Here is a 24,733-nt window from a genome sequence, read left to right on the forward strand (position 1 = left end):
AAAAAAGAAGGGATAAAATGAGAGAAGTAAAAATTGATACGGAATATATAAAATTGGATCAACTGCTTAAGTATTCTGGTTTTGCTCAAACTGGAGGCCATAGCAAGATGTTGATTCAAGAGGGAGTAGTTTTGGTTAATGACAATGTAGTCACTGAGAGGGGTAAGAAGATTAGAAGTGGTGATATAGTAAAAATTGAAGATGTTGGTGAATTTGTTGTGGTATAATATTATAGGCCTCAACTAAGGAGTGTTTTAATTGTATGTTGAAAGCATAAGGCTTATAAACTTTAGGAATTATTTTAATTTGGAGTTAGATTTAAATAAAAAAGTAAATTTATTTTTAGGGAATAATGCTCAAGGTAAGACTAATTTACTTGAATCTATATATATTTGTTCTTTTGGGAAATCTTTTAGGACTAATAGAGATAGGGATATGATCAATTTCAAAAAGAATAAGTGTTATGTGGGAACAAAGGTTGTAGGAAGAAATTTTGATAAATTTGTAGAAATAAAAATAGAAGAAGATAAACCCAAGAGGATTAGATTAAATAAAGTGGAACTGGAAAAGAATAGGGAATTGTATAGTGGTTTGAATGTGGTTATTTTTTCTCCTGATGATTTGCGGTTAATAAAGGATGGCCCTTCGGAGAGAAGAAATTTTTTGGATAGAGAGATTTCTCAGTTAAAACCAGTGTATAAATACAATTTGAACAGATACAATAAAGTTCTTTTTCAGAGGAACAATCTACTAAAAAATATGATTCAAAAGAAGGGAAATGAACAACTTATAGAAATATTTGACTTTCAATTGGCTAAAATAGGAACAGATATTATTGTGGAGAGGATTAGCTTTATCAATAGATTGTCAGTCGTATCTCGAGATATTCATAGAAAGATAACTAACGGTAATGAAAATTTGTCTTTAAAATATGTATCAAATGTGGATACTGGTGTTGAAAACAAAAAAATAATTGAGAAGTGTTTTTTAGAAAGATTAAAGTGGAGTAGAAAGAGTGATATACTTAAGGGAGTAACTGAAATAGGTCCTCATAGGGATGATATTGAAGTACTCATAGACGGAATAGATTCCAAATCTTTTGCTTCTCAAGGCCAGCAGAGAACAGCTGTACTTTCCATGAAACTTGCAGAGATTAATATTATTAGTGAAGATAGTGGAGACTTACCTGTGCTTTTACTTGATGATGTGTTATCAGAATTAGATAGTAGTAGAAGGAGATATTTACTGGATAATTTTAGTGAGTTGCAGATTATTATAACTTCAACAGATACTGTTCAATTAGAGGAGTTTAAAAGTCTCGATGCACAGATCTTTTATATTGAAGATGGAAATGTATATAAGAAAGGGAGCTAGGTCAAATGTTTCTTCATATAGGAAATAATAAGATAATACCTGTGAGTGAAATTATTGCAATTATAGATGCAAAATCATATAATAGTTCATCTGAGATGAAAAAATATATAGAGAATAATAATTACAATGATGTTAAAGATGATGATTATGCGACTTATATTGTTACAAGTAGGGAAGGGTATACTAATGTATATGCTTCTAATATTTCATCATCTACTTTGCTTAAGAGATGTAATGCTATAGATTGGGGGGAATTCAATGGCCAAAGAAAATAATGGTAGAAAATATACTGCAGATGAGATACAGGTGCTTACAGGATTGGAACCAGTAAGATTAAGGCCAGGTATGTATATTGGTAGCACTGGTCCTAAGGGGCTTCATCATTTGGTGTATGAGGTAGTGGATAACAGTATTGATGAGGCTTTGGCGGGAGTTTGTGATACTATTAATGTGTGTATAAATACTGATGAATCAGTTAGTATAGAGGACAATGGTAGTGGTATTCCTGTAGAGATACATCCTCAAACTGGTAAATCAACTGTTGAAACAGTACTTACTATACTCCATGCAGGTGGTAAGTTCAATAATGGTGCTTATAAGGTGTCTGGAGGGCTTCACGGTGTAGGTATTTCTGTAGTTAATGCTCTTTCAGAGTGGCTAAAGGTAGAAGTTAAGAGAGATGGAAATGTCTATAGACAGACTTTTGAAAGAGGTGTACCTACTTCTGAACTTGAAGTTGTAGGGGAAGTAGATAGCTCATTTACGGGAACAACTATTTCTTTTAAGCCAGATGCAAAGATATTTGATGAGGTGAAATTTAGTTCAGAGACTCTTGAGTATAGACTTAGAGAGATGGCGTTTTTGAACAAAGGTATAAAGATTGTTTTAGATGATAAAAGAAGTAATAAGAAAAAGACATTTCACTATGAAGGTGGAATCAAGGCTTTTGTAGAGTATGTAAATAGAAATAAAACTTCTATTCATGAGAACATTATTTATTTTGAAAGCGAAAAGGATTCTTGTGTTGTTGAATTGGCTATGCAATATACTGATGGATATTCTGAAAATGTATTTACTTTTGCCAACAATATCAATACTCAGGAAGGTGGAACTCATTTAAGCGGATTTAGATCTGCAGTTACAAGGGTTATCAATGACTATAGTAGGAAATATGGTTATCTTAAGGAAAAAGATGAAAATTTCCAAGGAGATGATGTAAGAGAAGGATTGACTGCAGTTATATCTGTAAAGTTAATGAATCCACAATTTGAAGGACAAACTAAGACAAAACTAGGTAATAGTGAGATTAGAGGTATTGTAGATAGTTTGGTTTCAGAAAGTCTTGAAAGATTTTTAGAAGAAAATCCTAAGGATTCAAAGATAATTATTGAAAAAGCTTTGAAGGCTTCTCATGCTAGGGAAGCTGCGAGAAAAGCTAGGGAGATTTCAAGAAAGAAAAGTATACTAGACAATACAACTCTTCCTGGTAAATTGGCTGATTGTCAAGATAGTGATTTGGCTACTACTGAAGTATTCATAGTCGAAGGGGATTCCGCTGGTGGTAGTGCTAAACAGGGAAGAGATAGAAAATATCAAGCTATACTACCATTGAGAGGAAAGATAATGAATGTAGAGAAGGCAAGGCTTGATAGGATTCTTGGATATGAAGAGATAAAAGCTATGATTACTGCTTTTGGAACTGGTATTGGAAGTGAGTTTGATATTGAGAAATTGAGATATGGAAAGATTATAATCATGACGGATGCCGATGTTGATGGTGCTCATATTAGAACTCTTTTATTGACATTTTTCTTTAGATATATGAAACCATTAATTGAGAATGGTCATGTATATATTGCTCAACCTCCACTTTATAAGGTTACAAAGGGTAAACAAATTTTTTATTGTTATAGTGACAAGGAATTAGATGATTTGTTGAATGAACTTGGAAGAGATAAGAATTATCCAATTCAAAGATATAAAGGTCTTGGAGAGATGAACCCAGAACAACTTTGGGAGACTACTATGGATCCTGAAACTAGAACCATGTTAAAGGTAAGTATAGAGGATGCTGTAGCAGCGGATGAGGTATTTACTACTCTGATGGGAGATAAGGTAAAACCAAGAAGAGAGTTTATCCAAACTAATGCCAGACGAGTTAAGAATTTGGATATATAAATTGAGCGGTATACTTTTTTTAAGGAGGATTTGAAGGTATGGAGAGGGAAGACAACAACAATGTTATAATGGTTGATATTGAAGAGGAAATGAAAAAGTCCTATTTAGACTATGCTATGAGTGTTATAGTGAGTAGGGCTCTTCCTGATGTTAGAGATGGTCTCAAACCTGTTCATAGAAGGATACTATATGCTATGAATGAGCTTGGACTTAATCCAGAAAAACAATATAGGAAATCAGCAAGGGTTGTCGGTGACGTACTTGGTAAGTACCATCCTCATGGAGACTCATCTGTATATGGTGCTATGGTTAGACTTGCTCAAGATTTTAATACTAGATATCTTCTTGTAGATGGTCATGGAAACTTTGGTTCAGTTGATGGTGATGGAGCAGCTGCCATGCGTTATACAGAAGTTAAGATGACAAAATTGGCAATAGAAATGCTTAGGGATATCAACAAAGAAACTGTAGATTATGTGCCAAACTTTGATGAATCATTGCAGGAACCTGTAGTGCTTCCTAGTAGATTTCCTAATCTATTGGTCAATGGTTCTTCAGGTATTGCTGTTGGTATGGCTACAAATATACCCCCACACAATCTAAGAGAGGTTGTGGATGGGATTGTAGCTATGATTGACAATCCAGATATTGATATAGACACTCTTATTAAGATCATAAAGGGACCAGATTTTCCAACAGGTGCCATGATAATGGGCAAGGATGGTATTAGATCTGCTTATAAGACTGGTAGAGGTAGAGTAATAGTTAGAGCCAAGGCAGAGATTGAGGAATATGGAAAATCAAGAAATAGAATAGTTGTTACTGAGATACCTTATCAGGTTAATAAATCAAGACTAATTGAGAAAATAGCTGAATTAGTAAGAGATAAAAAACTTGAAGGAATTTCAGACTTGAGAGATGAATCTGACAGAGAAGGTATGAGAATAGTCATCGAAATCAAGAGAGATGCAAATCCAAATATAGTACTTAATAATCTATATAAACAAACACAACTTCAAGATACATTTGGGGTTATTATGCTAGCACTTGTAAATAATGAGCCAAAGATACTTAATTTAAAACAAGTATTACATTATTATCTAGAACATCAAAAAGAAATAATTGTTAGAAGAACAGAATATGATCTAAAGAAAGCAGAAGATAGGGCACATATATTGGATGGACTTAAGATTGCCCTTGATCACATAGATGAAGTTATAAATATCATTAGAAGTTCAAAAGAAGAAAGTGTAGCAAGGGAAAGGTTAATTTCAAGCTTTAGTCTATCAGAAAAGCAAGCTCAGGCTATACTAGATATGAGACTTAGAAGATTGACTGGATTGGAAAGAGAAAAAATCGAAGCAGAATATGAAGAATTGATAAAACAAATAACTTGGTTTAAGGAAATATTAGCCAATGAAAGATTGATATATCAAATAATCAGAGAAGAACTATTAGAAATCAAGGATAAATATGGTGATGAAAGAAAAACTTCAATTATGCCATCTTTTGATGATATTGATTTTGAAGATATGATTGAAGAAGAAAATGTAGTTATTACCCTTACTCATTGTGGTTACATAAAGAGATTGCCACAAGATACTTATAAGATTCAAAGAAGAGGTGGAAGGGGTATTACAGCTTTGACTACAAGGGAAGAAGACTTTGTAGAACATCTATTTATTACTTCTACTCATGACACTATACTATTCTTTACAAATGAAGGAAGAGTATATTCTTTGAAGGCTTATGAGATACCAGAAGGAAAGCGTCAATCAAAGGGTACGGCAATAATTAACCTTCTAAGCTTAAATGGCAAGGAAAAGGTCAATGCTGTTATACCTATAAAAGAGTATGATCCTGAGAGTATTCTAGTTTTTGCTACTAAAAATGGTATTATTAAGAAAACTAGATTTGATCAATTTAAAAACATCAGAAAAACTGGTATTATAGCTATTACACTTAAAGATGAAGATGAGCTTATAGGTGTAAGAAAGACTCATGGTAGCAAGGAAATTATCATTGCAACTGAAAATGGCAAGGCTATAAGATTTAGTGAAAAAGATGTTCGAGAAATGGGTAGAAATGCAGCAGGGGTAAAGGCTATATCCCTAGCTAAAGGCGATAGTGTCATATCTATGGATTTAATAGAAGATGGAAAAGATTTACTTGTGGTAAGTAAAAAAGGCTATGGCAAGAGAACTCCATTAGATGAATACAGAGTTCAAACTAGAGGCGGAAAAGGTATATTGACATACCAAGTAAAAGAAAAAACAGGACCATTGGTTTCTGCTAAGGTAGTCGATAAGACTGATGAAATAATGATTATTTCTCTTAAGGGTGTAATTATACGATTAGAAGTAGAAGGAATATCAGAAATGGGTAGAAGTACTCAGGGCGTTACACTTATGAGAATAGAAGAAGATGATAAAGTAGTTGCAGTAGCAAAATATGTGGAAGTTGATGAAGAAGAATAGGTGATGGAGAAGGGACAGTTCTCTGTCACCTATTTTCCTTTACTTTGGAAGCTATTTATTATACAATTATTGTTAAGTTTATGAGAAATTTGAGGAGGGATTATCCGTGAATTTAGATATAACTGTAAGCTTTGACCATGTAAAGAATGCTTGGGTAGTAAAGCCAGTGGGGGAAGTTGATATCTATACCTCTCCTAAGATGAAGGAAGTATTGACAGATTCACTAAAGGAAAAAGACGTAGATATTTTGATGGATTGTGATGAATTAGAGTATGTAGATAGTACTGGATTAGGTGTTTTGATAAGTATATTAAAAAGAGTTAGAGAAAGTGGAAATGACATAATAATAGTTAATTTAAAACAAAACATAAGGAAATTGTTTGACATAACTGGATTGGACAAGGTATTTATAATCAAGGAGTGAATAAGATGGAAAGAGATTTGATAGAACTTAAAATTCCCAATAAACCAGATTATGTAGGGGTTATTCGATTGACTACTTCTTCTATTGCAAGTAATATGGGATTTAATATAGAAGAAATAGAAGATGTGAAGGTATCCATAGCAGAAGCTTGTATTAATGCATTGGGAAGATCAGAAAACTTTATTATTAAATATGAACTATATTGTGATAGATTAGAAATATTTGTTGAAGATGTTAGAGAAGTGTGTAGCAAAGATGATTCAAAAGAGAAGGAACTAGGAATATTTATAATCAAATCATTGATGGACGAAGTGTATTTCACAGATGGTGGAATAAAAATGATAAAAACAATAGAGGATGGTATGGATGATTAAACAAGGTTTCTCAGAAAGGGAAATAAGCAAAAACATAAAGGAATTAGATGTAAAAACTTTGTTTAAAATCTATAAGGAAACTAAAGATGGAGATATTAGGCGAGAACTTATAGAGAGACATCTTTATATAGCTGAAATACTTTCTAAGAAATATGCAAACAGGGGTATTGAGTATGATGATATCTATCAGGTAGCAAGTATGGGTCTTATACTGGCAGTTGATAGATTTGATGTAGATAAGGGATTTGAGTTTTCTAGTTTTGCAACCCCTACTATAATTGGTGAGATAAAAAAGTATTTTAGAGATAAGGGTTGGACTATAAGGGTTCCTAGGAGAATTCAAGAGCTTTCTAAAAAGATCAATAACTCTAAAGTGGTTTTAAGTCAGAAGCTCCAGAGAGCGCCTACAGTTGAAGATATTGCACTGTATTTGAATTGTACCAAAGAGGAAGTATTGGAGGCTATGGAAGCTAGTAAAGTATATACACCTCAGTCTTTAGATTTGACTTATGATTCGAACAATGACGATAAAGATGTAAATTTGGCAGAACTAATTGGAGAAGAAGATATTTATTTCAATAGAATAGAAAATGAAGACTTTGTGAAAAGAGCTATGGAAAAGCTTAATGATGTAGAAAAGAAGATTTTTATTGATAGATATTTTAATAAGAAGACTCAAGTGGTTATAGCTGAAAGCTTGGGTATATCACAAATGACAGTGTCTAGGATTGAGAAAAAGGTAATAGCAAAGTTTAAAAAAGAACTAGAAAAAACATTAAATTGAAAAAAGTGTTGACAAAGATAAAGAAACCTGTTATATTATAAAAGCTGCCTGAAACACATGAAGAAGACAGCAAACAAATGAAAATTATCTCTTGACAAAAGAAACAAAAGATGATATCATTTGTAATTGTTGCTGACATAGCAGAAAAACAACTTGAAAGAAAGTTTAAAAAAAGTTGTTGACAAAGAAGTTCAAAAATGCTATATTAATAAAGCAACTTAAAGAACCATGAAAATTGAACAGCGTAATACAATCCTTGAGTTTATTAATTTTGAATAATTTGTTCAGGTAAAACTTTTTTTATGAGAGTTTGATCCTGGCTCAGGACGAACGCTGGCGGCGTGCCTAACACATGCAAGTCGAGCGAAGGATATATGAGGAAATCTTCGGATGGAATCATATAAACTTAGCGGCGGACGGGTGAGTAACGCGTGAGGAACCTGCCTTGCACAAGGGGATAGCCTCGGGAAACCGGGATTAATACCCTATGACACTTAAGATTCGCATGAATTTTAAGTTAAAGCGCTTTAGCGGTGCAAGATGGCCTCGCGTCCCATTAGCTAGTTGGTAAGGTAAAAGCTTACCAAGGCTACGATGGGTAGCCGGCCTGAGAGGGTGACCGGCCACACTGGAACTGAGACACGGTCCAGACTCCTACGGGAGGCAGCAGTGGGGAATATTGCACAATGGAGGAAACTCTGATGCAGCGACGCCGCGTGAGCGATGAAGGTTTTCGGATCGTAAAGCTCTGTCCTAAGGGAAGATAATGACGGTACCTTAGGAGGAAGCCCCGGCTAACTACGTGCCAGCAGCCGCGGTAATACGTAGGGGGCGAGCGTTGTCCGGAATTATTGGGCGTAAAGGGTGCGTAGGCGGCCTTGTAAGTCAGATGTGAAAGATCACGGCTTAACTGTGGTAAGCATTTGAAACTGCAGGGCTTGAGTACAGGAGAGGAGAGTGGAATTCCTAGTGTAGCGGTGAAATGCGTAGATATTAGGAGGAATACCAGTGGCGAAGGCGACTCTCTGGACTGTAACTGACGCTGAGGCACGAAAGCGTGGGGAGCAAACAGGATTAGATACCCTGGTAGTCCACGCTGTAAACGATGAGTGCTAGGTGTCGGGGGTCAAACCTCGGTGCCGCAGTTAACACATTAAGCACTCCGCCTGGGGAGTACGGCCGCAAGGCTGAAACTCAAAGGAATTGACGGGGACCCGCACAAGCAGCGGAGCATGTGGTTTAATTCGAAGCAACGCGAAGAACCTTACCAGGGCTTGACATCCCTCGGACCGAACTAGAGATAGTTCTTTCCCTTCGGGGACTGAGGTGACAGGTGGTGCATGGTTGTCGTCAGCTCGTGTCGTGAGATGTTGGGTTAAGTCCCGCAACGAGCGCAACCCCTACTTTTAGTTGCAAACAGTTCGGCTGTGCACTCTAGAGGGACTGCCGATGATAAATCGGAGGAAGGTGGGGATGACGTCAAATCATCATGCCCTTTATGTCCTGGGCTACACACGTGCTACAATGGTCAATACAACGGGTAGCGACCTCGCGAGAGGTAGCCAATCCCACAAAGTTGATCCCAGTTCGGATTGTAGGCTGCAATTCGCCTACATGAAGCCGGAGTTGCTAGTAATCGCGGATCAGAATGTCGCGGTGAATGCGTTCCCGGGTCTTGTACACACCGCCCGTCACACCATGGAAGTTGACAATACCCGAAGCCAGTGAGCTAACCGTAAGGAGGCAGCTGTCGAAGGTAGGGCCAATGACTGGGGTGAAGTCGTAACAAGGTAGCCGTATCGGAAGGTGCGGCTGGATCACCTCCTTTCTAAGGAGATTATGTATTACGCTGTTTTAATTTTATAAATTGGGGGTGTAGCTCAGTTGGGAGAGCACCTGCCTTGCAAGCAGGGGGTCAGGAGTTCGAATCTCCTCATCTCCACCATTGATCTTTGAAAATTTCACAGTAAGAAAGAAATTGTTATATAAATACAATTTTACTGGTCAAGCTAATAAGAGCATAGGGTGAATGCCTTGGCACCAGAAGCCGATGAAGGACGTGGTAAGCGACGATATGCCTCGGGGAGCTGCAAACAAGCTTCGATCCGGGGATTTCCGAATGGGGAAACCTGCCTAGATAAACTCTAGGTATCATCTACTGAATACATAGGTAGGTGAGGGAACACCAGGAGAACTGAAACATCTAAGTATCCTGAGGAAAAGAAAGAAAAATCGATTCTCCAAGTAGCGGCGAGCGAACGGGGAACAGCCCAAACCAGGTATTCAACTGAACTTTGTTCAGTTGGAAATTGCAAATTATGAATTGTGAATTTTAAATTAAAAGATGTTAAAGCAATCAAGTAAATAACACTTTAATTCACAATTTAAAATTTAACATTTAAAATTTTCAACTCAGCAAGGCTGAGTTGAATACCTGGGGTTGCGGACTGGCATAACTTAAGTGAATCTTGTAGTCGAAGGACCTGGAAAGGTCTACCATAGAAGGTGATAGTCCTGTAGGTGAAACAAGATAACTTAAAGCCATGATCCAGAGTACCATGGGACACGTGAAATCCTGTGGGAAGCAGGGGGGACCACCCCCCAAGGCTAAATACTATCTGGTGACCGATAGTGAAGAAGTACCGTGAGGGAAAGGTGAAAAGAACCCCGGGAGGGGAGTGAAATAGAATCTGAAACCCTATGTTTACAAGCAGTGGAAGCACTTTATATGTGCGACCGCGTACTTTTTGTAGAACGGGCCAGCGAGTTACGATATGCAGCAAGGTTAAGCTGTTAAGCAGCGAAGCCGTAGGGAAACCAAGTCTCAATAGGGCGTTTAGTTGTATATCGTAGACCCGAAACCGGGTGACCTACCCATGGGCAGAGTGAAACGAAAGTAAAATTTCGTGGAGGCTCGAACCGTTTAGCGTTGAAAAGCTATCGGATGACCTGTGGGTAGCGGTGAAATTCCAATCGAACCCGGAGATAGCTGGTTCTCCTCGAAATAGCTTTAGGGCTAGCCTCAAGAATAGTGACGTGGGGGTAGAGCACTGAATGGTCTAGGGGCACATAGTGTTACCAAAACCTATCAAACTCCGAATACCATAGTCATGTTTCTTGGGAGTCAGACTGCGGGAGATAAGTTTCGTAGTCAAAAGGGAAACAGCCCAGATCACCAGCTAAGGTCCCTAAGTACAGGTTAAGTGGGAAAGGATGTAAGGTTACACAGACAACCAGGATGTTGGCTTAGAAGCAGCCACTCATTCAAAGAGTGCGTAATAGCTCACTGGTCGAGTGACCTTGCGCCGAAGATTACCGGGGCTAAAACCTGTCACCGAAGCTGTGGGATGCATTTGCATCGGTAGAGGAGCATTCTGTACGGGCTGAAGCTACACCGTAAGGAGTGGTGGACTGTACAGAAGAGAGAATGCTGGCATGAGTAGCGATAAGGTAAGTGAGAATCTTACCCGTCGAAAGCCTAAGGTTTCCTGAGGAAGGCTCGTCCGCTCAGGGTTAGTCGGGACCTAAGCCCAGGCCAAATGGCGTAGGCGATGGACAACAGGTTGATATTCCTGTACTACCTATATGCGTTTGAGAGATGGGGTGACGCAGGAGGATAAGCTGAGCGCACCGTTGGTTGTGTGCGCCCAAACTGGTAGGAAGCTCCTATAGGCAAATCCGTAGGAGAGTTCCGAGAAGTGATGGGGAGCGAAAAATAAGTAGTGAAGCAGCTGATTCCACACTGCCAAGAAAAGCCTCTATCGAGTATATTAGGTACCCGTACCGCAAACCAACACAGGTAGGCGAGGAGAAAATCCTAAGACGTTCGGAAGAACTCTTGTTAAGGAACTCGGCAAAATAGCCCCGTAACTTCGGGAGAAGGGGTGCCGGTTAAAGTGAAGTACTTGCTACGTAAGCTTTGACTGGTCGCAGTGAATGGGCCCAAGCGACTGTTTACCAAAAACACAGGTCTCTGCTAAGTCGAAAGACGATGTATAGGGGCTGACACCTGCCCGGTGCTGGAAGGTTAAGGGGAAGGGTTAGCTGTAAAGCGAAGCTCCGAACTTAAGCCCCAGTAAACGGCGGCCGTAACTATAACGGTCCTAAGGTAGCGAAATTCCTTGTCGGGTAAGTTCCGACCCGCACGAAAGGCGTAACGACTTGGGCACTGTCTCAACAAGAGATCCGGTGAAATTGTAGTACTCGTGAAGATGCGAGTTACCCGCGACAGGACGGAAAGACCCCGTGGAGCTTTACTGTAGGCTGACATTGGATTTTGGTATTGCCTGTACAGGATAGGTGGGAGACTGAGAAACCAGAGCGCCAGCTTTGGTGGAGTCGTCCTTTGGATACCACTCTTGCAATGCTGAAATTCTAACCAGAGACTGTGAATCCAGTCTTGGGACACTGTCAGTTGGGCAGTTTGACTGGGGCGGTCGCCTCCCAAAGAGTAACGGAGGCGCTCAAAGGTTCCCTCAGCACGGTCGGAAATCGTGCGAAGAGTGTAAAGGCATAAGGGAGCTTGACTGCGACACCTACAAGTGGAGCAGGAACGAAAGTTGGACTTAGTGATCCGGTGGCGCCGAGTGGAAGGGCCATCGCTCAACGGATAAAAGCTACCCCGGGGATAACAGGCTTATCTCCCCCAAGAGTCCACATCGACGGGGAGGTTTGGCACCTCGATGTCGGCTCGTCTCATCCTGGGGCTGGAGTAGGTCCCAAGGGTTGGGCTGTTCGCCCATTAAAGAGGCACGCGAGCTGGGTTCAGAACGTCGTGAGACAGTTCGGTCCCTATCCGTCGTGGGCGTAGGAAATTTGAGAGGAGCTGTCCCTAGTACGAGAGGACCGGGATGGACAGACCGCTGGTGCATCAGTTGTCTCGCCAGAGGCACAGCTGAGTAGCTATGTCTGGAAGGAATAAGTGCTGAAGGCATCTAAGCACGAAGTCTCCCCCAAGATGAGATTTCCCACTTTTTAAGGTAAGACTCCAAGTAGATTACTTGGTTGATAGGTCCTAGGTGTAAGAGTAGCAATACTTTTAGCTAAGGGATACTAATAAGTCGAGGGCTTGACCAATTATATTCTTACTGTGATTTTCAAAATCAAATATCTGGTGACGTTGGCTAGAGGGTCACACCTGTTCCCATACCGAACACAGAAGTTAAGCCTCTAAACGCCGATGGTACTTGGGTGGTGACGCCCTGGGAGAGTAGGAAGTTGCCAGATCATACATATATAAAAAGCTCTATCTCGTAGGTCGAGGTAGGGCTTTTTTCTATCTATATAACATCCTCCTTATTTTGCATAGGATAAGCAGTATTAAGAATATGATTAATTAGTTGGGAGGGGATGTTATGGATAGGAATTTGGTTAAGATCGCCTTTATTTATATAGGAACAGTAATAGGTGCTGGATTTGCTTCAGGTAGAGAGATAATAGATTTCTTTGGAGTATATGGTCTAAAGGGAATATTAGGTATGATAATAAGTGGATGTTTATTTGCCTTCATAGGTGCATTTTTTCTCTCTAAGGTTTATGAATTAAATATACAAAACAACAATGAGCTGTTGAATTTAATATTTGGCAAAAAATTAAGTATTATTATTGAAACCATTATTGCTATTTATCTATTTGTAGGATTTTCTATTATGCTTTCTGGAAGTGGGGCTATATTAAGTGAAGAGTTCAATTTACCCATTGATTTTGGTATATATTTAATGTCTATATTGTGCTTTGTTGTCTTTATTTTTAGTATTAAGGGTTTATCCTTTATTAACACTTTACTTGTTCCTATATTGATAATAGGAATAATTTTTTTAAGTAGCAATGTTATTTTAAAAGAAGGGCTTGTATTTAGTAATACTCAAGGGGCTAGTATTACTAATAAGGGAAATTTCATTACATCTTCTATACTATATGTGAGTTTTAATAGTCTATTGATGATAGTGGTATTATCATCTCTTTTGCCTATTATTCCAAATAAGAGTACTGCTATTAGGGGAGGAATTGTAGGAGGATTGTCTTTAGGGCTAATAGGATGCTTTATATTGATGCCTTTGTTAATTCTATATACAGAAACATACAATATTGAAATACCAATGCTTAAGGTCTCTGAATATGTTAGTATATATTATAGAAAGGTATTTAATATAGTATTGTGGTTTGCTATGTTTACTACAGCTATTGCCAATGGTTATGGCTTTATTGAAAATAGGTTTAAAAATATAAATAGAATTGTACTATCATTTGTTTTTTGTCTTTGTGGTATTCCTGTATCCAAACTAGGTTTTTCAAGTCTTGTTTCAACTATGTATCCTATTTTCGGGTATATAGGAGGTGCAATACTTATAATATCACTTTTAAGATTGAGTTGAAGGAGTGACACTATGCCTTATATAAATATCAACAACAAAAATATATATTATCGTGAACATGGCAGTGGTGAAGTGATTGTATTTTTAAATGGGCTTATGATGAGTGTTGCTAGTTGGTCACCATTTATAAAGATTGTTTCTAGTGAGTATAAGATGCTTTTGGTGGATCTAATAGATCAAGGGCGTTCAGATAGTGCAGATGGACAGTATTCGCAGAATTTGAATGTTGAGATTCTAAAACAATTACTTGATGAGCTTGGTTATGAAAAGGTACATTTATTTGGAATGTCCTATGGTGGAGAGGTAGCTCAGCTATTTACACTAAAATATGACTATATGGTAAGTTCTCTTATATTATCAAATACTACTAGTTGTACAGACAATCATATGAAAGAATTAGGGGCAATATGGGGTAGTGCAGCTTCTACTTATGATGCTTCTATATTTTGTAATGCTTTTGTTAAAGGAATGTATTCCCCTCTGTACATTGAAAAAAACAATGATAAATTAGAAAAAATGGAAAAGCAGTTTAGTAAGTTATTTGATATAGAGTGGTATGAAAGATTTCGTAGGCTCGTAAAGAGTGGACACAATTTTAATATTACTGATAGATTAAATGAAATAAGAGTACCTACTTTGATTATTAGTTCGGAACTTGATGTTATAACTCCTCTAGAGTATCAAGAGGTATTACATGAGAGTATACCTAATTCTAAATGGATTATGATAAAAGATGCAGGACATGGCTGTATGTACGAGAAACCCCCTGAATTTGTTAATTTAATAATGGAATTTTTAAAAGTATAGCCTTAATGTTAAAGTTAAACCTTAACATTAAGGCTATATTATATTAGTGGGATGTATTTAGTTGATTCGGTTTTTTCTCCTTTTAGCGATGAGATGCATTCGTCTATTGTTTTTATTCCGCTTATTATTTCTCTTTTGGAAACTGATCCAAAGCTAAGTCTTATATAGTTTGAGTATTGTTTGTTTTTGTTTATAAAGAATATTTCTCCTGGAACTATTATTACATTGTTTTTGGCACATTCGTTGTATAGTTCTACGCTATTTATGTTTTCAGGTAGTTTTAACCAGATACTTAGTCCACCTTTAGGTTCTTTGAAGGATATATTGTGTTTTTCTAGGGATTTTATTTTTTTTAATAATAGTTGATATTTTTCACCATATTCTATTTTTGTTCTTTCAATATGACTTTTCCAGAATCCACTTCTAAGATAAAGGTCAAATGCTCTTTGGATGAATCCTGATGAAGTTATATCTGTGGTGTGCTTTGCTCTTACTATACTTCCAAATATTTTTTTAGGTGCTGTTAGGAAACCTATTCTTAGTCCAGGCATTAGTATTTTTGAGAAGCTCTTGATATAGACTACATGACCATGTGTATCCATTGTCTTTAGAGGAAGTCTCTTTTCACCATAGGACAAATCTGACAGAAAGTCATCTTCTATTATATATAGATTGTTTTCATAGGCAATATTTAGTAGTTCTATTTTCTTTTGTTCACTATAAGAGTAAGTAGTTGGACTTTGATAGCAAGGCATTATATATAGAAATTTTGGATGATATTGTTTTATCATTTTGTTTAGCTCTTCAATGTCAATTCCATCTTCTTTTATAGAAATAGGTACTATATTGGCTCCTCTTGATTTGAAGGCAGCTACTGCTCCAGAGTAGGTTGGGTTTTCAAGAAATATATAGTCTCCAGGTTGAATTAGTGTTTTTGATAATAGATCTATTCCCTGTTGTCCTCCTGATGTAATTTGAATTTCAGAGGGCAAAGTGTCTATTTGATAGTATTCTTTCAAAAATAGGCTTATGGATTCTCTTAATGGCCCATAACCGTTTATTTCTGGGTATACAAAGGCATTTCCCTTGTCTCTATTTAGTACTTCAATTAGAACTTTTTTGAATTCCTCTACTGGAAATAGCTCTGGTGTAGGAGAGGCACTGGCAAAATTGATGCTGTTTTCAGACATGGATAGTATGCCATTGGTCATCAAATCCATATTTTCATCTTCAAAACAACCAAATTGCAATTCACTGTCACTTTTACGCACATAGGTTCCACTGCCCTTTTTGGAATATACATATGATTCTTGCTCTAGTTGTTTGTATGCATTGACTACAGTTACATTGTTTACACCTAATTCTTCTGCTAAACTTCTTATAGAAGGAAGTTTTTCTCCTTCTTCAAGTTTCCCTGTTTCTATTAAGTTTTTTAATTTGTTATAAAGTTGTATATACATTGGTACTTTTAAATCTCTGTCTAGTTGTAGTATTATATTATTATTCATATTTACCTCCATTGAATAATATTTTAAAATGTATCGATACATTTATTATATCAGATAATTATTTTTGTGTAAACTGTAGATAATTAATTGTTTTTGAAGGATTTTTTAAAATCATGGAGAATTAAACTAATAGGAGGAAGAATTTATGGAAGATACTAATAATAAAAATAAAAGTGGTTTTAAAATATTTATACTGTTTATGTTTTTTGCTGTAGCTATATTTTTTGGGAAGGGTCATTTAGACAAGCTTTTACCTAATAAGGAAAGTAAAACACTTCAAATTGTACATAAGATTCCAGCTACTTCAGATACCGCAGTAAAGTTTTATAAAAATGTAATGATAAAATATGATAATAATGTTATTGTTGCTATAAATAGAGATGGGACTCAAGCTTGGGAAAAAAAAGTTACCTTTGAAAAACCTATAGTGTATCTTGGAGAGGAAGTAGTTTATCTTTCAGAAGGTACAACAGGAGATGTGTATATTATCAATGAAGAGGGTAAAAGTACAAATAGGATTCAGTTAAATAATCCTATAGATAAAGTAATAGAAAAAGAGGGTATTATATATGTAGTGGGAAAACAAGAAAAAAAGGAAAATTTAACCCTTTTGACTAAAGATGGAAAGGTATTGACTAGTATTTTACCAACAGGTAATATCTTGAATTTTGCTTTTAATGATACATTAAAAAAAATACTTATATCTACTTTAAATATTGGCGAAGATAATATTATGAGCAGTTTAAATATTTATAATATTAATGGAAATTCTATAGGAAATGTAAAATTTACAGATGAAATAATAACTTTTATTGATTTTATAGATGAGGAAAATATTATTGTTTTAACTGATAGTGGACTTTATGGTATAAAGGAAAGTAAGATTCTTTGGAAGAAAGATTATTCAAATGTTAAGGATATTTATATAGATGAAGAAATTGACAAGATGTATTTACTTTATGAGCATGGATTGGAATTGTTAAATTATGATGGACGTGTTGAAGAAACATTGGAGTTAAAGGGAAGTTATAATAGTATTTATCCTTATAAGAAAAGTGTTTTGATCGTAGGAGATGAGGAAGTATTAGGATTGGAGAAGAGAGAGGAATATTTAAGATATCAATTAGAAGAAGAAGGGGAAATAAAAGTTGATGGTTTAAATATTATACAAAACACTTCTGATAAAATAAATGTGATGAAGATTATAAATAAAGATAAAGAATAAAAATATATTTAAGGGGAGGTTTTATAATGGAAAGAAAAGATTACACATTAGGAGTTGTACTAATATTTATTGGTGTTATGTTTTTTCTCCTAAACTTAAATGTTTTGACCTTTAATTGGTTGCTTTTGATATTGGGAGTGGCGTTATTAATAGCTTATGGTTTTAAGAGACAGACTGGTTATTTAGCTGCTGGATTGATACTCTTAGGTATATCTATAGTTTCAATTATTGATGAATATACTTTTACCAATGTAAATATTAAGGGGTTTGTTTTCCTTTGGATAATAGGTATAGTTTCACTGGTTATGTATTCTAGACATAAAACTAGGGGATATTTGGTATTTGGCTGTTTGCTTCCTGCCATAGGTACTTATACACTTATAGATGAAATGAGTTATGGAGATACAGCTTGGGTATTGTTCTTATTTCTAGCTATAGCTTTATACATTATGTATGCATTAGAGTATAAGAAGTTGGGAATTGATTGGCCAAGAAGTTTGTCTATTATTATGATTGTACTTTCTGCATTGTTTTTACTTTCATCAAAGACAGTTATCAAGTTTAAGTTCTGGAAGTTTATATCTTACTTATGGCCTATATTGTTGATTGTAATTGGTGGAAGAATTATATACAATATGAATAAAACCAATGAATAATCCCGCAAAAGCGGGATTATTCTATTACTATTTCAACTTTTTCTCCGTTTTTACTTTCTACATCTACAATTTTTCCTAGTGCACCATTTTTAATCATTTCATTGATTTCATTGAAATCTTCTTCACTTAAGCCAGTTTCTTTTAGTTCTGGAGAGAATTTTGTAGCAAGTTTCAGTCCAAAATTGACAAAGGAAACGGGTATAGTTACATTGACTTTGTTGTCATCATCTGGGTCATATACCTTTATCTTCACCCATTTGTTAGATTTGTTAGGTTTAGTAGAGGCTTTTTCTTCAAGAGCATTTAAAAGATCTACCCCTTCTTCTACAGTTACCTTTCCCTCTTCTACCATTTTTAAAATTTGTAACTTTTCCTCTCTCATCTTAACCCTCCTTATCAATTTTAATGGATCCATTGGAAGTTGAAGCAATAAATTTAAAATTAGCTTCGTCTTCGTTAAAGTTGATGCTGTGAGCAATTATCTTTCTAGTTCCGAGTTTGTTTTGTTGATTTATTTTATAAACTAGATTTGGTATTTCTAGATTAATAGTTCCTAGGGAAGTTTCCAAGTCAAAGTATGTTTCACCTTCTAATTTGTCAAAATGAGCATTTATTCCTGAGTTAGAAGTTATTAGTTCTAACTTTTCCATTCCCTCTGAGTCTAAATCATCACATATTATTTTTGAGTTAGAAGTGTTCAATCTAATAATTCTACCTTTTATTTTTTTTGTTTCTATATTGCTATTAGAAGTTGTTGCATCTATGGAATCTGCAATTATTTCATCTAAATAGATTCTACCGTTTTTAGTAGCTACAAATACTTTTTCTCCTGTTATCTTATTTAGTATCATACTGGAATTTGTACTATTAGCTAATATGATAGGGGACTGTACTTTTTCAATATATATTTTACCGTTTTTAGTAGCCAATTTCACATCTTTTCCAACTATATCTGAAACATTTATATTGGAATTTGTAGTGTCGCAGATTAGTGAATTTAGATTTACTTTATTTACTTCAATTTTTGCGTTGGAGGTATTTAGTATTATATTATCGTATTTTTTATCAGGTAAATAAACTTCTAACTTAATTCCTATATTGCTAGTAAAATTAGGTCTAAATATTATTTTGTTATCCTCTTCATAGAAATCGTAGAATGTATCATTTTCATCTAGTACCCCTTTTTTGTAATTACATATTACTTTTATCAATAGACTTTGTTTTTCCCAAGTTTTCACGGAGATACTTCCATTTACTGAACTTAAATCAATTATAGGTTCATCTATATGGGATATGTCTTTTTCTAAAGTAGTACTTGATGTTTCGTAATTTCCCCAAAAGTTTACTGAAGAACTTTTATCTTTTATTCCACTAAATAGTTCAGATATTTTGTTACCTAAGTCTGCTCCAAGGTCTCCCACTTTTTTACCTTGTTCTTTTAAGGTCTTTTCAACCTTTTCCATGGTCTTTTCAAAGTTTATCTTTTTCTCATCTTTTTCTTGTGTCTTATCTTCATCTGTAATAATAAATTCTTCTTCTACATCTTCAGGAGTATCGTCTATTGCATCCAATAGTTTTAATGCCTCTTCGCTTGAAATTTTACCTTCTTCAAGCATAGTTAAAATCATCATTCTTTCCTCTTTCAATTTTAACCCCCCTATTCTTCACCTTTTAATAATTTTATTGCCTCTTCTGAAGTAATTTCTCCAAGGCTTAATTTTTCAAGTACTTCTTTTTTATTGACATTTGGTTCTGAATACTTAGGACTATAGCCTAATGCCTCTATGACATTTTCCAACTTATTTCTAACTGTTGGATAAGAAATGCCAAGTTCTTTTTCAATTTCCTTAATATTTCCTCTGTTTTTAACAAATACTTCTATAAAATGCTTTTGTTCGTCAGAAAGTTTGCAAAATTTACACAATGTAAAATGTCCCTCAATACTAGTTCCACAATAATTACAGCTTAATTTTGTTACTTCCAATTCATCTCCACAAACAGGACATTTACCGATGACTTCTCTGTTTATACTCATATTTTCACCTTCCTTTTATAGTTACAAAGTTAAATATCTATATTATGTTAATTATTTAGCTATTTCTATATTTTGTATCTTTAATATTATAATAGTATTTAAAATTCAAAAAGTCAACACCAATATTAATAATTTTAATTCGAGTATTAATATTATTAAGTTTGAGTTTTAAAATATTAATATAGATATATGTATGAATTATAAATTTATTCTATAGAAGAATATATATTATAGATTATATCTATATATTGTTTTTATTGTAGAAATAGCTAGTATAATATAGTTAATACTATTATTTTGAAGGAGGAATAATAATGAACAAAGAAGTAGATGCAAGAGGAGAACTTTGTCCAAGACCAGTTATTATGACTAAAAAGGCATTGGATGAGATAAATGACGGTATAGTTACAACTATTGTAGACAATGAAATAGCAAAGGAAAATGTTTCAAAATTGGCAAAGAGTTCTGGCTTTGAATTTTCAGTAGACAAAAAAAGCGATGTAGAATATCATGTTCATATTACTAAGGGTGAAGGAAGCGTAGAGGTAAGTGTAAGTAAATCAGATGATTTTAAGGATATGACTGTTGCTTTTAGTTCTAATACTATGGGTGGTGGCTCTGAAGAATTAGGAAAAATCCTTATGAAGAGCTTTATATATACTCTTACTGAAGCAAAACCTTATCCTGAAACATTGGTATTTTACAATGGCGGAGTTTATTTGACTTGTGAAGGATCAGAAGTTCTTGAAGATTTAAAAAAACTTGAAAAAGAAGGAATAGAAATACTTTCTTGTGGTACTTGCCTTGATTTCTTCAAGATGAAGGACAAATTACAAGTTGGTGGAGTGACAAATATGTATACTATATTAGAAAAATTAAAAAATCCAGCAAGTACTATTACAATAGGCTAGGAGTATGATATAATGAAGGATGAAGTATATGGAGTTCTAACTTTTGAATCAACTCATCATGCTATAAGTGGAGAAAAGGTATTTAAAGAAGCGGGACTTAAGTTTAAGACAATACCTACACCTAGAGAAATTACCTCTAGTTGTGGTCTCTCTATTAGATTTGATTTAGAAGATTTAGAGGATGCAAAGAAAAGTATTGAAAAAACTAATTTAGCTATAAAGGGAATATATAAATTGACAAAAGTTGACGGCAAATACAGTGTAGAATTAATGAATTAGTAGGTGGGATATTATGCAAGGCGTATTGGATTTTTTGAAAGGTATATTTGTAGGAAATAATAATGAATTAACTATACTTGGTAAAATCGTAAAGATAGCTATAATATTTATACTTGTTAGAATAGGGATTAGAATATTTAATGCTATTATTGATAAGTCAATAGATAGAAAGCGAAAGATTAAATTTGGAGTAGACGAGAGAAAAGCCAATACCCTTGCTACTGTTTTGAAGAATTTAAATAAGTATGTGTTTTATTTTATAGGTTTGGTACCATCTCTTGAACTATTTGGCATAAAGACTACTTCTATATTGGCTACTGCTGGTATAGGTGGATTGGCTATAGGTTTTGGTGCTCAAAGTCTTGTGAAAGATGTGATAACGGGATTTTCTATATTATTTGATGATCAATTTTCTGTAGGAGATTATGTGAAAATAGGAGAGTTTGAAGGAATTGTTGAGGAGATGGGCCTTAGGATTACAAAGATAAGAGATTTTTCTGGTGAGCTTCACATTATCCCTAATAGTAAGATAGAGGCTGTTACTAATGGGGCTAGAGGCCCTATGAGGGCGATGGTGGATATTGGTGTATCCTATGAAGAAGATATAGACAGGGTTTTAGCAGTTTTAAATGATATGTGTGAAGAAATCAGAAAGGTTGAGGATTGTATACTTGAAGGTCCTACAGTTTTGGGCATATCTAGTTTTGGAGAATATGAAGTAGTTGTAAGGATAGTTGCAAAGACTGAGCCTATGGAACAGTGGAGAATTGAAAGGCTTATCAGGATGAATATCAAAGAGACTTTTGATAGAGAAAATATTGAGATACCTTATCCAAAGAGGGTAGTTTTTGACGAAAAGCTAAAAGGAGGGAATTAATTTGGTAATGAAAATTGAACTTGGAGATATTGTGTCCCTTAAAAAAGGTCATCCTTGCGGCGAGAACAAGTGGGAAGTAATGAGAACTGGTGTGGATTTTAGGCTTAAATGTCTTGGTTGTAATAGGCAGATTTGGATGTCTAGAATGGAATTTGAGAAAAGAGTTAGAAAGATTCTGATAGATGAGAAATGGGAAAGTGTTAATAAGATTTAACAACTACTGTAACAGGCTTAAATGAAAGGCAAACCACATCTGATAGAAAGATGTATTAGACAAATCTTTTTATTAATAGTAAACTATACATATAAGGTAGTGTTTTTCAATAGGAAAACGCTTTTAAAAAATTAGGGGGTGCTTTTTCGTGAGTTTAAATTATTCAAAACGTATGAATAATATTAAGGCTTCTGAGATTAGAGAATTGTTAAAATTAACTCAAAAGCCAGAGATTATTTCTTTTGCAGGTGGATTACCAGCACCTGAATTGTTTCCAGTAGAAGAAATGAAGAAGATTTCAGTTGAAGTATTAGACGAACAAGGTACTAAAGCATTACAATATGGCCCTACAGAAGGTTATGAACCACTTAGAGTTGAAATCACAAAGAGAATGGAGAAAGTAGGGGTTAAGGCTGATCCAAATGATATTTTAGTTATCAGTGGTTCTCAACAGGGATTAGATTTTTCAGGAAAGATATTTTTAAATGAAGGCGACATAGTATTATGTGAAAGTCCAAGTTACTTAGGCGCTATAAATGCTTTTAAGGCTTATGAACCAAAGTTCATTGAAGTGCCAACAGATGAACATGGAATGATCATGGAAGATTTAGAAGAAATACTTAAGAATAATGACAGAGTTAGAATTATTTATGTTATACCAGATTTCCAAAATCCATCTGGTAGAACTTGGAGTGAAGATAGAAGAAAGAGAATTGTTGAATTAGCTAATGAATACAATGTTGTTATTATTGAGGACAATCCTTATGGAGAACTTAGATTTGAAGGAGAATTTTTACCAGCAGTAAAACACTATGATACTGAAGGTAGAGTTGTATTCTTGGGTACTTTCTCTAAGATTTTCTGTCCAGGATTAAGACTTGGTTGGGTTTGTGCTGATAGTGAAGCTCTTAATAAGTACATCCTTGTAAAACAAGGGGCTGACTTACAAGCTAGTACTATTTCACAAATGCAAGTTGCTAAGTTCTTAGAAGAATATGATATTGAAGCTCATATTGAAAAATTGAGAACAGTTTACAGAAAGAGAAGAGATTTAATGATTGGAACTATGAAGGAAGAGTTCCCAGAAGGAGTTAAGTTTACTAATCCAGAAGGAGGTCTTTTCACTTGGGTTGTTCTTCCAGAACATATAAATGCTAGAGTGCTAGCTGAAAAGGCACTTGCAAACAATGTTGCATTTGTACCAGGTGGCTCATTCTTCCCTAATGGTGGAAATGAAAATACATTTAGACTTAACTATTCAAATATGGATGAAGAAAAGATAGTTATTGGTATTAAGAGATTAGCAAAAGCTATAAAAGAAATGATGTAGTATTAATAAAAAGCCTCTAGATTATTCTAGGGGCTTTTTCAAAAAGTTCTAAGAGAATATTTGTAAATGTCCTTGAAATGTAGATATATTAATGATATAATTTGTAAGATAAATCCTTGTTCTACTTAGAGTAGAACCGTTAGTCCACAAGGAGGTGAAAATATGAAAAAATATGAAGCTATGCTTATCTTTTTACCAGAACTAGAAGAAGAAAAAAGGAACTCTCTTTTAGATAGGTTAAAGGGAATCATTGAAGCAGATGGTACAATTTCCAATGTTGATGATTGGGGAAGTAGAAAACTTGCTTATGAAATTAACGACTATACTGATGGTTATTATGTAGTTATTAATTTTGAATCTACTCCAGAAGCTGTTAAAGAATTTGACAGAATAGCTAAAATTTCAGACAGTATTTTGAGACATATGATAGTCAGAGAAGAAGAATAGTTAAGGGTGGTGTTTTTTGTGAATAATGTTGTATTGATTGGGAGATTGACAAGAGACCCTGAGCTAAGATTTCTTCCCGGAAATGGAACCCCTGTATCTAGGTTTAGTCTTGCAATAGATAAACCATTATCTAGAGATAAGAAGCAAGAATTAGAAGCAAAAGGACAACCAACAGCAGATTTTATAAATATTGTAGTTTGGGGAAGGCAAGCTGAGAATTGTGCTAATTATTTAGCAAAGGGAAGGCTTACTGCCGTTCAAGGAAGACTTCAATCAAGCTCTTATGAAAAAGATGGTATTAGAAGGTATGTGACTGAAGTAGTTGCAGAGAGGGTTGAGTTTTTAGAATGGGGAGACAATAAAGGTTCTGATTTTAGCAATGACAGTTCTGATTTTTCTGGAATAGAAGGTTTTCACACTGTAGATGATGATGATATTCCATTCTAAAGGAGGGAAAAA

The 24,733-nt window shown here is 35.0% G+C and carries 23 protein-coding genes, 1 tRNA gene and 3 rRNA genes; 23 read left to right on the top strand and 4 right to left on the bottom strand.

Translation table 11 applies throughout. The features are described 5' to 3' along the window. Positions 1 to 17 precede the first annotated feature (17 nt). From BQ9840_RS07970 to BQ9840_RS08035, 14 genes are all read left to right on the top strand, one after another. Positions 18 to 227 carry an RNA-binding S4 domain-containing protein gene (locus BQ9840_RS07970; protein WP_077370130.1) on the top strand — a complete coding sequence of 70 codons (210 nt, stop codon included), beginning with the start codon at positions 18 to 20 and terminating at the stop codon, positions 225 to 227. A gap of 31 nt (positions 228 to 258) precedes the next feature. Continuing rightward, a complete protein-coding gene (recF, locus tag BQ9840_RS07975) occupies positions 259 to 1,374 on the top strand; it encodes a DNA replication/repair protein RecF (protein WP_077369290.1) in 1,116 nt (371 codons plus the stop codon). A gap of 5 nt (positions 1,375 to 1,379) precedes the next feature. Further along, complete coding sequence (remB, locus tag BQ9840_RS07980) at positions 1,380 to 1,649, top strand: extracellular matrix regulator RemB (protein WP_077369291.1); 270 nt, start codon at positions 1,380 to 1,382, stop codon at positions 1,647 to 1,649. Next, the gene (gyrB, locus tag BQ9840_RS07985) at positions 1,633 to 3,552 is read left to right on the top strand and encodes a DNA topoisomerase (ATP-hydrolyzing) subunit B (protein ID WP_077369292.1); all 1,920 of its coding nucleotides are present in this window, start codon (positions 1,633 to 1,635) and stop codon (positions 3,550 to 3,552) included. The genes remB and gyrB overlap by 17 nt, the downstream gene beginning before the upstream one ends. Before the next feature lie 38 nt (positions 3,553 to 3,590). Continuing rightward, on the top strand, positions 3,591 to 6,029 hold the full coding sequence (gene gyrA / locus BQ9840_RS07990) for a DNA gyrase subunit A (protein WP_077369293.1): 2,439 nt from the start codon (positions 3,591 to 3,593) through the stop codon (positions 6,027 to 6,029). A 106-nt stretch (positions 6,030 to 6,135) separates the two neighbouring features. Beyond that, positions 6,136 to 6,453: an STAS domain-containing protein gene (locus BQ9840_RS07995; RefSeq protein WP_077369294.1), complete on the top strand. Its 318-nt coding sequence runs from the start codon at positions 6,136 to 6,138 to the stop codon at positions 6,451 to 6,453. Between the two features lie 5 nt (positions 6,454 to 6,458). After that, entirely contained in the window at positions 6,459 to 6,827 is a 369-nt protein-coding gene (locus BQ9840_RS08000) for an ATP-binding protein (RefSeq protein ID WP_200804898.1), read from the top strand. After that, positions 6,820 to 7,611: a SigB/SigF/SigG family RNA polymerase sigma factor gene (locus tag BQ9840_RS08005; protein ID WP_077369296.1), complete on the top strand. Its 792-nt coding sequence runs from the start codon at positions 6,820 to 6,822 to the stop codon at positions 7,609 to 7,611. The genes BQ9840_RS08000 and BQ9840_RS08005 overlap by 8 nt, the downstream gene beginning before the upstream one ends. A 298-nt stretch (positions 7,612 to 7,909) precedes the next feature. After that, a 16S ribosomal RNA gene (locus BQ9840_RS08010) occupies positions 7,910 to 9,439 on the top strand. A gap of 41 nt (positions 9,440 to 9,480) precedes the next feature. Next, positions 9,481 to 9,556, top strand: a tRNA-Ala gene (locus BQ9840_RS08015). A gap of 57 nt (positions 9,557 to 9,613) precedes the next feature. After that, positions 9,614 to 12,687, top strand: a 23S ribosomal RNA gene (locus BQ9840_RS08020). A gap of 33 nt (positions 12,688 to 12,720) precedes the next feature. Next, a 5S ribosomal RNA gene (rrf, locus tag BQ9840_RS08025) occupies positions 12,721 to 12,837 on the top strand. The 16S, 23S and 5S rRNA genes sit together here with 1 tRNA gene alongside, the layout of an rRNA operon. Positions 12,838 to 12,965: 128 nt before the next feature. Continuing rightward, positions 12,966 to 13,985: a YkvI family membrane protein gene (locus BQ9840_RS08030; protein ID WP_077369297.1), complete on the top strand. Its 1,020-nt coding sequence runs from the start codon at positions 12,966 to 12,968 to the stop codon at positions 13,983 to 13,985. A 12-nt stretch (positions 13,986 to 13,997) separates the two neighbouring features. After that, the gene (locus BQ9840_RS08035; protein WP_077369298.1) at positions 13,998 to 14,792 is read left to right on the top strand and encodes an alpha/beta fold hydrolase; all 795 of its coding nucleotides are present in this window, start codon (positions 13,998 to 14,000) and stop codon (positions 14,790 to 14,792) included. Between the two features lie 38 nt (positions 14,793 to 14,830). On the opposite strand, the gene BQ9840_RS08040 is transcribed toward BQ9840_RS08035, so the two are convergent. Further along, positions 14,831 to 16,300 carry a MocR-like pyridoxine biosynthesis transcription factor PdxR gene (locus BQ9840_RS08040; RefSeq protein WP_077369299.1) on the bottom strand — a complete coding sequence of 490 codons (1,470 nt, stop codon included), beginning with the start codon at positions 16,298 to 16,300 and terminating at the stop codon, positions 14,831 to 14,833. Between the two features lie 145 nt (positions 16,301 to 16,445). On the opposite strand from BQ9840_RS08040, the gene BQ9840_RS08045 reads away from it, so the two are divergent. Together BQ9840_RS08045 and BQ9840_RS08050 are read left to right on the top strand one after the other, a co-directional pair. Then, a complete protein-coding gene (locus BQ9840_RS08045) occupies positions 16,446 to 17,525 on the top strand; it encodes a DUF5711 family protein (RefSeq protein WP_077369300.1) in 1,080 nt (359 codons plus the stop codon). 26 nt (positions 17,526 to 17,551) lie between these two features. Further along, positions 17,552 to 18,181 (top strand): hypothetical protein, encoded by a 630-nt coding sequence (locus BQ9840_RS08050; RefSeq protein WP_077369301.1) that lies wholly within the window; start codon positions 17,552 to 17,554, stop codon positions 18,179 to 18,181. Between the two features lie 16 nt (positions 18,182 to 18,197). On the opposite strand, the gene BQ9840_RS08055 is transcribed toward BQ9840_RS08050, so the two are convergent. From BQ9840_RS08055 to BQ9840_RS08065, 3 genes are read right to left on the bottom strand one after another with little or no spacing between them, the layout of a single operon-like run. After that, positions 18,198 to 18,563 carry an SHOCT-like domain-containing protein gene (locus tag BQ9840_RS08055; protein WP_077369302.1) on the bottom strand — a complete coding sequence of 122 codons (366 nt, stop codon included), beginning with the start codon at positions 18,561 to 18,563 and terminating at the stop codon, positions 18,198 to 18,200. Position 18,564: 1 nt separating this feature from the next. Continuing rightward, positions 18,565 to 19,827 carry a DUF4097 family beta strand repeat-containing protein gene (locus BQ9840_RS08060; protein WP_077369303.1) on the bottom strand — a complete coding sequence of 421 codons (1,263 nt, stop codon included), beginning with the start codon at positions 19,825 to 19,827 and terminating at the stop codon, positions 18,565 to 18,567. 11 nt (positions 19,828 to 19,838) lie between these two features. Next, complete coding sequence (locus tag BQ9840_RS08065) at positions 19,839 to 20,216, bottom strand: DUF2089 domain-containing protein (RefSeq protein WP_234978637.1); 378 nt, start codon at positions 20,214 to 20,216, stop codon at positions 19,839 to 19,841. 314 nt (positions 20,217 to 20,530) lie between these two features. Between BQ9840_RS08065 and yedF the strand changes: the two genes are divergently transcribed. From yedF to BQ9840_RS08100, 7 genes are all read left to right on the top strand, one after another. Further along, positions 20,531 to 21,127, top strand: a complete 597-nt coding sequence (gene yedF, locus BQ9840_RS08070) for a sulfurtransferase-like selenium metabolism protein YedF (protein ID WP_077369304.1) — start codon at positions 20,531 to 20,533, stop codon at positions 21,125 to 21,127. Between the two features lie 12 nt (positions 21,128 to 21,139). Further along, positions 21,140 to 21,406, top strand: a complete 267-nt coding sequence (locus BQ9840_RS08075; RefSeq protein WP_077369305.1) for a DUF3343 domain-containing protein — start codon at positions 21,140 to 21,142, stop codon at positions 21,404 to 21,406. Between the two features lie 13 nt (positions 21,407 to 21,419). Beyond that, entirely contained in the window at positions 21,420 to 22,283 is an 864-nt protein-coding gene (locus BQ9840_RS08080) for a mechanosensitive ion channel family protein (protein ID WP_097677470.1), read from the top strand. Positions 22,284 to 22,290: 7 nt separating this feature from the next. Further along, a complete protein-coding gene (locus tag BQ9840_RS08085) occupies positions 22,291 to 22,497 on the top strand; it encodes a DUF951 domain-containing protein (RefSeq protein WP_077370132.1) in 207 nt (68 codons plus the stop codon). Positions 22,498 to 22,645: 148 nt separating this feature from the next. Beyond that, positions 22,646 to 23,827, top strand: a complete 1,182-nt coding sequence (locus BQ9840_RS08090; RefSeq protein WP_077369307.1) for an aminotransferase-like domain-containing protein — start codon at positions 22,646 to 22,648, stop codon at positions 23,825 to 23,827. 162 nt (positions 23,828 to 23,989) lie between these two features. Beyond that, on the top strand, positions 23,990 to 24,274 hold the full coding sequence (gene rpsF / locus BQ9840_RS08095; protein WP_077369308.1) for a 30S ribosomal protein S6: 285 nt from the start codon (positions 23,990 to 23,992) through the stop codon (positions 24,272 to 24,274). 18 nt (positions 24,275 to 24,292) lie between these two features. Continuing rightward, a complete protein-coding gene (locus BQ9840_RS08100) occupies positions 24,293 to 24,721 on the top strand; it encodes a single-stranded DNA-binding protein (RefSeq protein WP_077369309.1) in 429 nt (142 codons plus the stop codon). The last annotated feature ends 12 nt before the right edge of the window (positions 24,722 to 24,733 follow it).

It is taken from the genome of Anaerosalibacter sp. Marseille-P3206 (genome assembly GCF_900155565.1).
In the GTDB taxonomy this organism is placed as follows: Bacteria; Bacillota; Clostridia; order Tissierellales; family Sporanaerobacteraceae; genus FUHM01.

Coding starts and splice junctions, on each gene's coding strand:
- BQ9840_RS07970 (WP_077370130.1), top strand. CDS start 18: ATGAGAGAAGTAAAAATTGATACGGAATATATAAAATTGGATCAACTG.
- remB (WP_077369291.1), top strand. CDS start 1,380: ATGTTTCTTCATATAGGAAATAATAAGATAATACCTGTGAGTGAAATT.
- gyrB (WP_077369292.1), top strand. CDS start 1,633: ATGGCCAAAGAAAATAATGGTAGAAAATATACTGCAGATGAGATACAG.
- gyrA (WP_077369293.1), top strand. CDS start 3,591: ATGGAGAGGGAAGACAACAACAATGTTATAATGGTTGATATTGAAGAG.
- BQ9840_RS08000 (WP_200804898.1), top strand. CDS start 6,459: ATGGAAAGAGATTTGATAGAACTTAAAATTCCCAATAAACCAGATTAT.
- BQ9840_RS08005 (WP_077369296.1), top strand. CDS start 6,820: ATGATTAAACAAGGTTTCTCAGAAAGGGAAATAAGCAAAAACATAAAG.
- BQ9840_RS08030 (WP_077369297.1), top strand. CDS start 12,966: ATGGATAGGAATTTGGTTAAGATCGCCTTTATTTATATAGGAACAGTA.
- BQ9840_RS08035 (WP_077369298.1), top strand. CDS start 13,998: ATGCCTTATATAAATATCAACAACAAAAATATATATTATCGTGAACAT.
- BQ9840_RS08040 (WP_077369299.1), bottom strand. CDS start 16,300: ATGAATAATAATATAATACTACAACTAGACAGAGATTTAAAAGTACCA.
- BQ9840_RS08045 (WP_077369300.1), top strand. CDS start 16,446: ATGGAAGATACTAATAATAAAAATAAAAGTGGTTTTAAAATATTTATA.
- BQ9840_RS08050 (WP_077369301.1), top strand. CDS start 17,552: ATGGAAAGAAAAGATTACACATTAGGAGTTGTACTAATATTTATTGGT.
- BQ9840_RS08055 (WP_077369302.1), bottom strand. CDS start 18,563: ATGAGAGAGGAAAAGTTACAAATTTTAAAAATGGTAGAAGAGGGAAAG.
- BQ9840_RS08065 (WP_234978637.1), bottom strand. CDS start 20,216: ATGAGTATAAACAGAGAAGTCATCGGTAAATGTCCTGTTTGTGGAGAT.
- yedF (WP_077369304.1), top strand. CDS start 20,531: ATGAACAAAGAAGTAGATGCAAGAGGAGAACTTTGTCCAAGACCAGTT.
- BQ9840_RS08075 (WP_077369305.1), top strand. CDS start 21,140: ATGAAGGATGAAGTATATGGAGTTCTAACTTTTGAATCAACTCATCAT.
- BQ9840_RS08080 (WP_097677470.1), top strand. CDS start 21,420: ATGCAAGGCGTATTGGATTTTTTGAAAGGTATATTTGTAGGAAATAAT.
- BQ9840_RS08085 (WP_077370132.1), top strand. CDS start 22,291: ATGAAAATTGAACTTGGAGATATTGTGTCCCTTAAAAAAGGTCATCCT.
- rpsF (WP_077369308.1), top strand. CDS start 23,990: ATGAAAAAATATGAAGCTATGCTTATCTTTTTACCAGAACTAGAAGAA.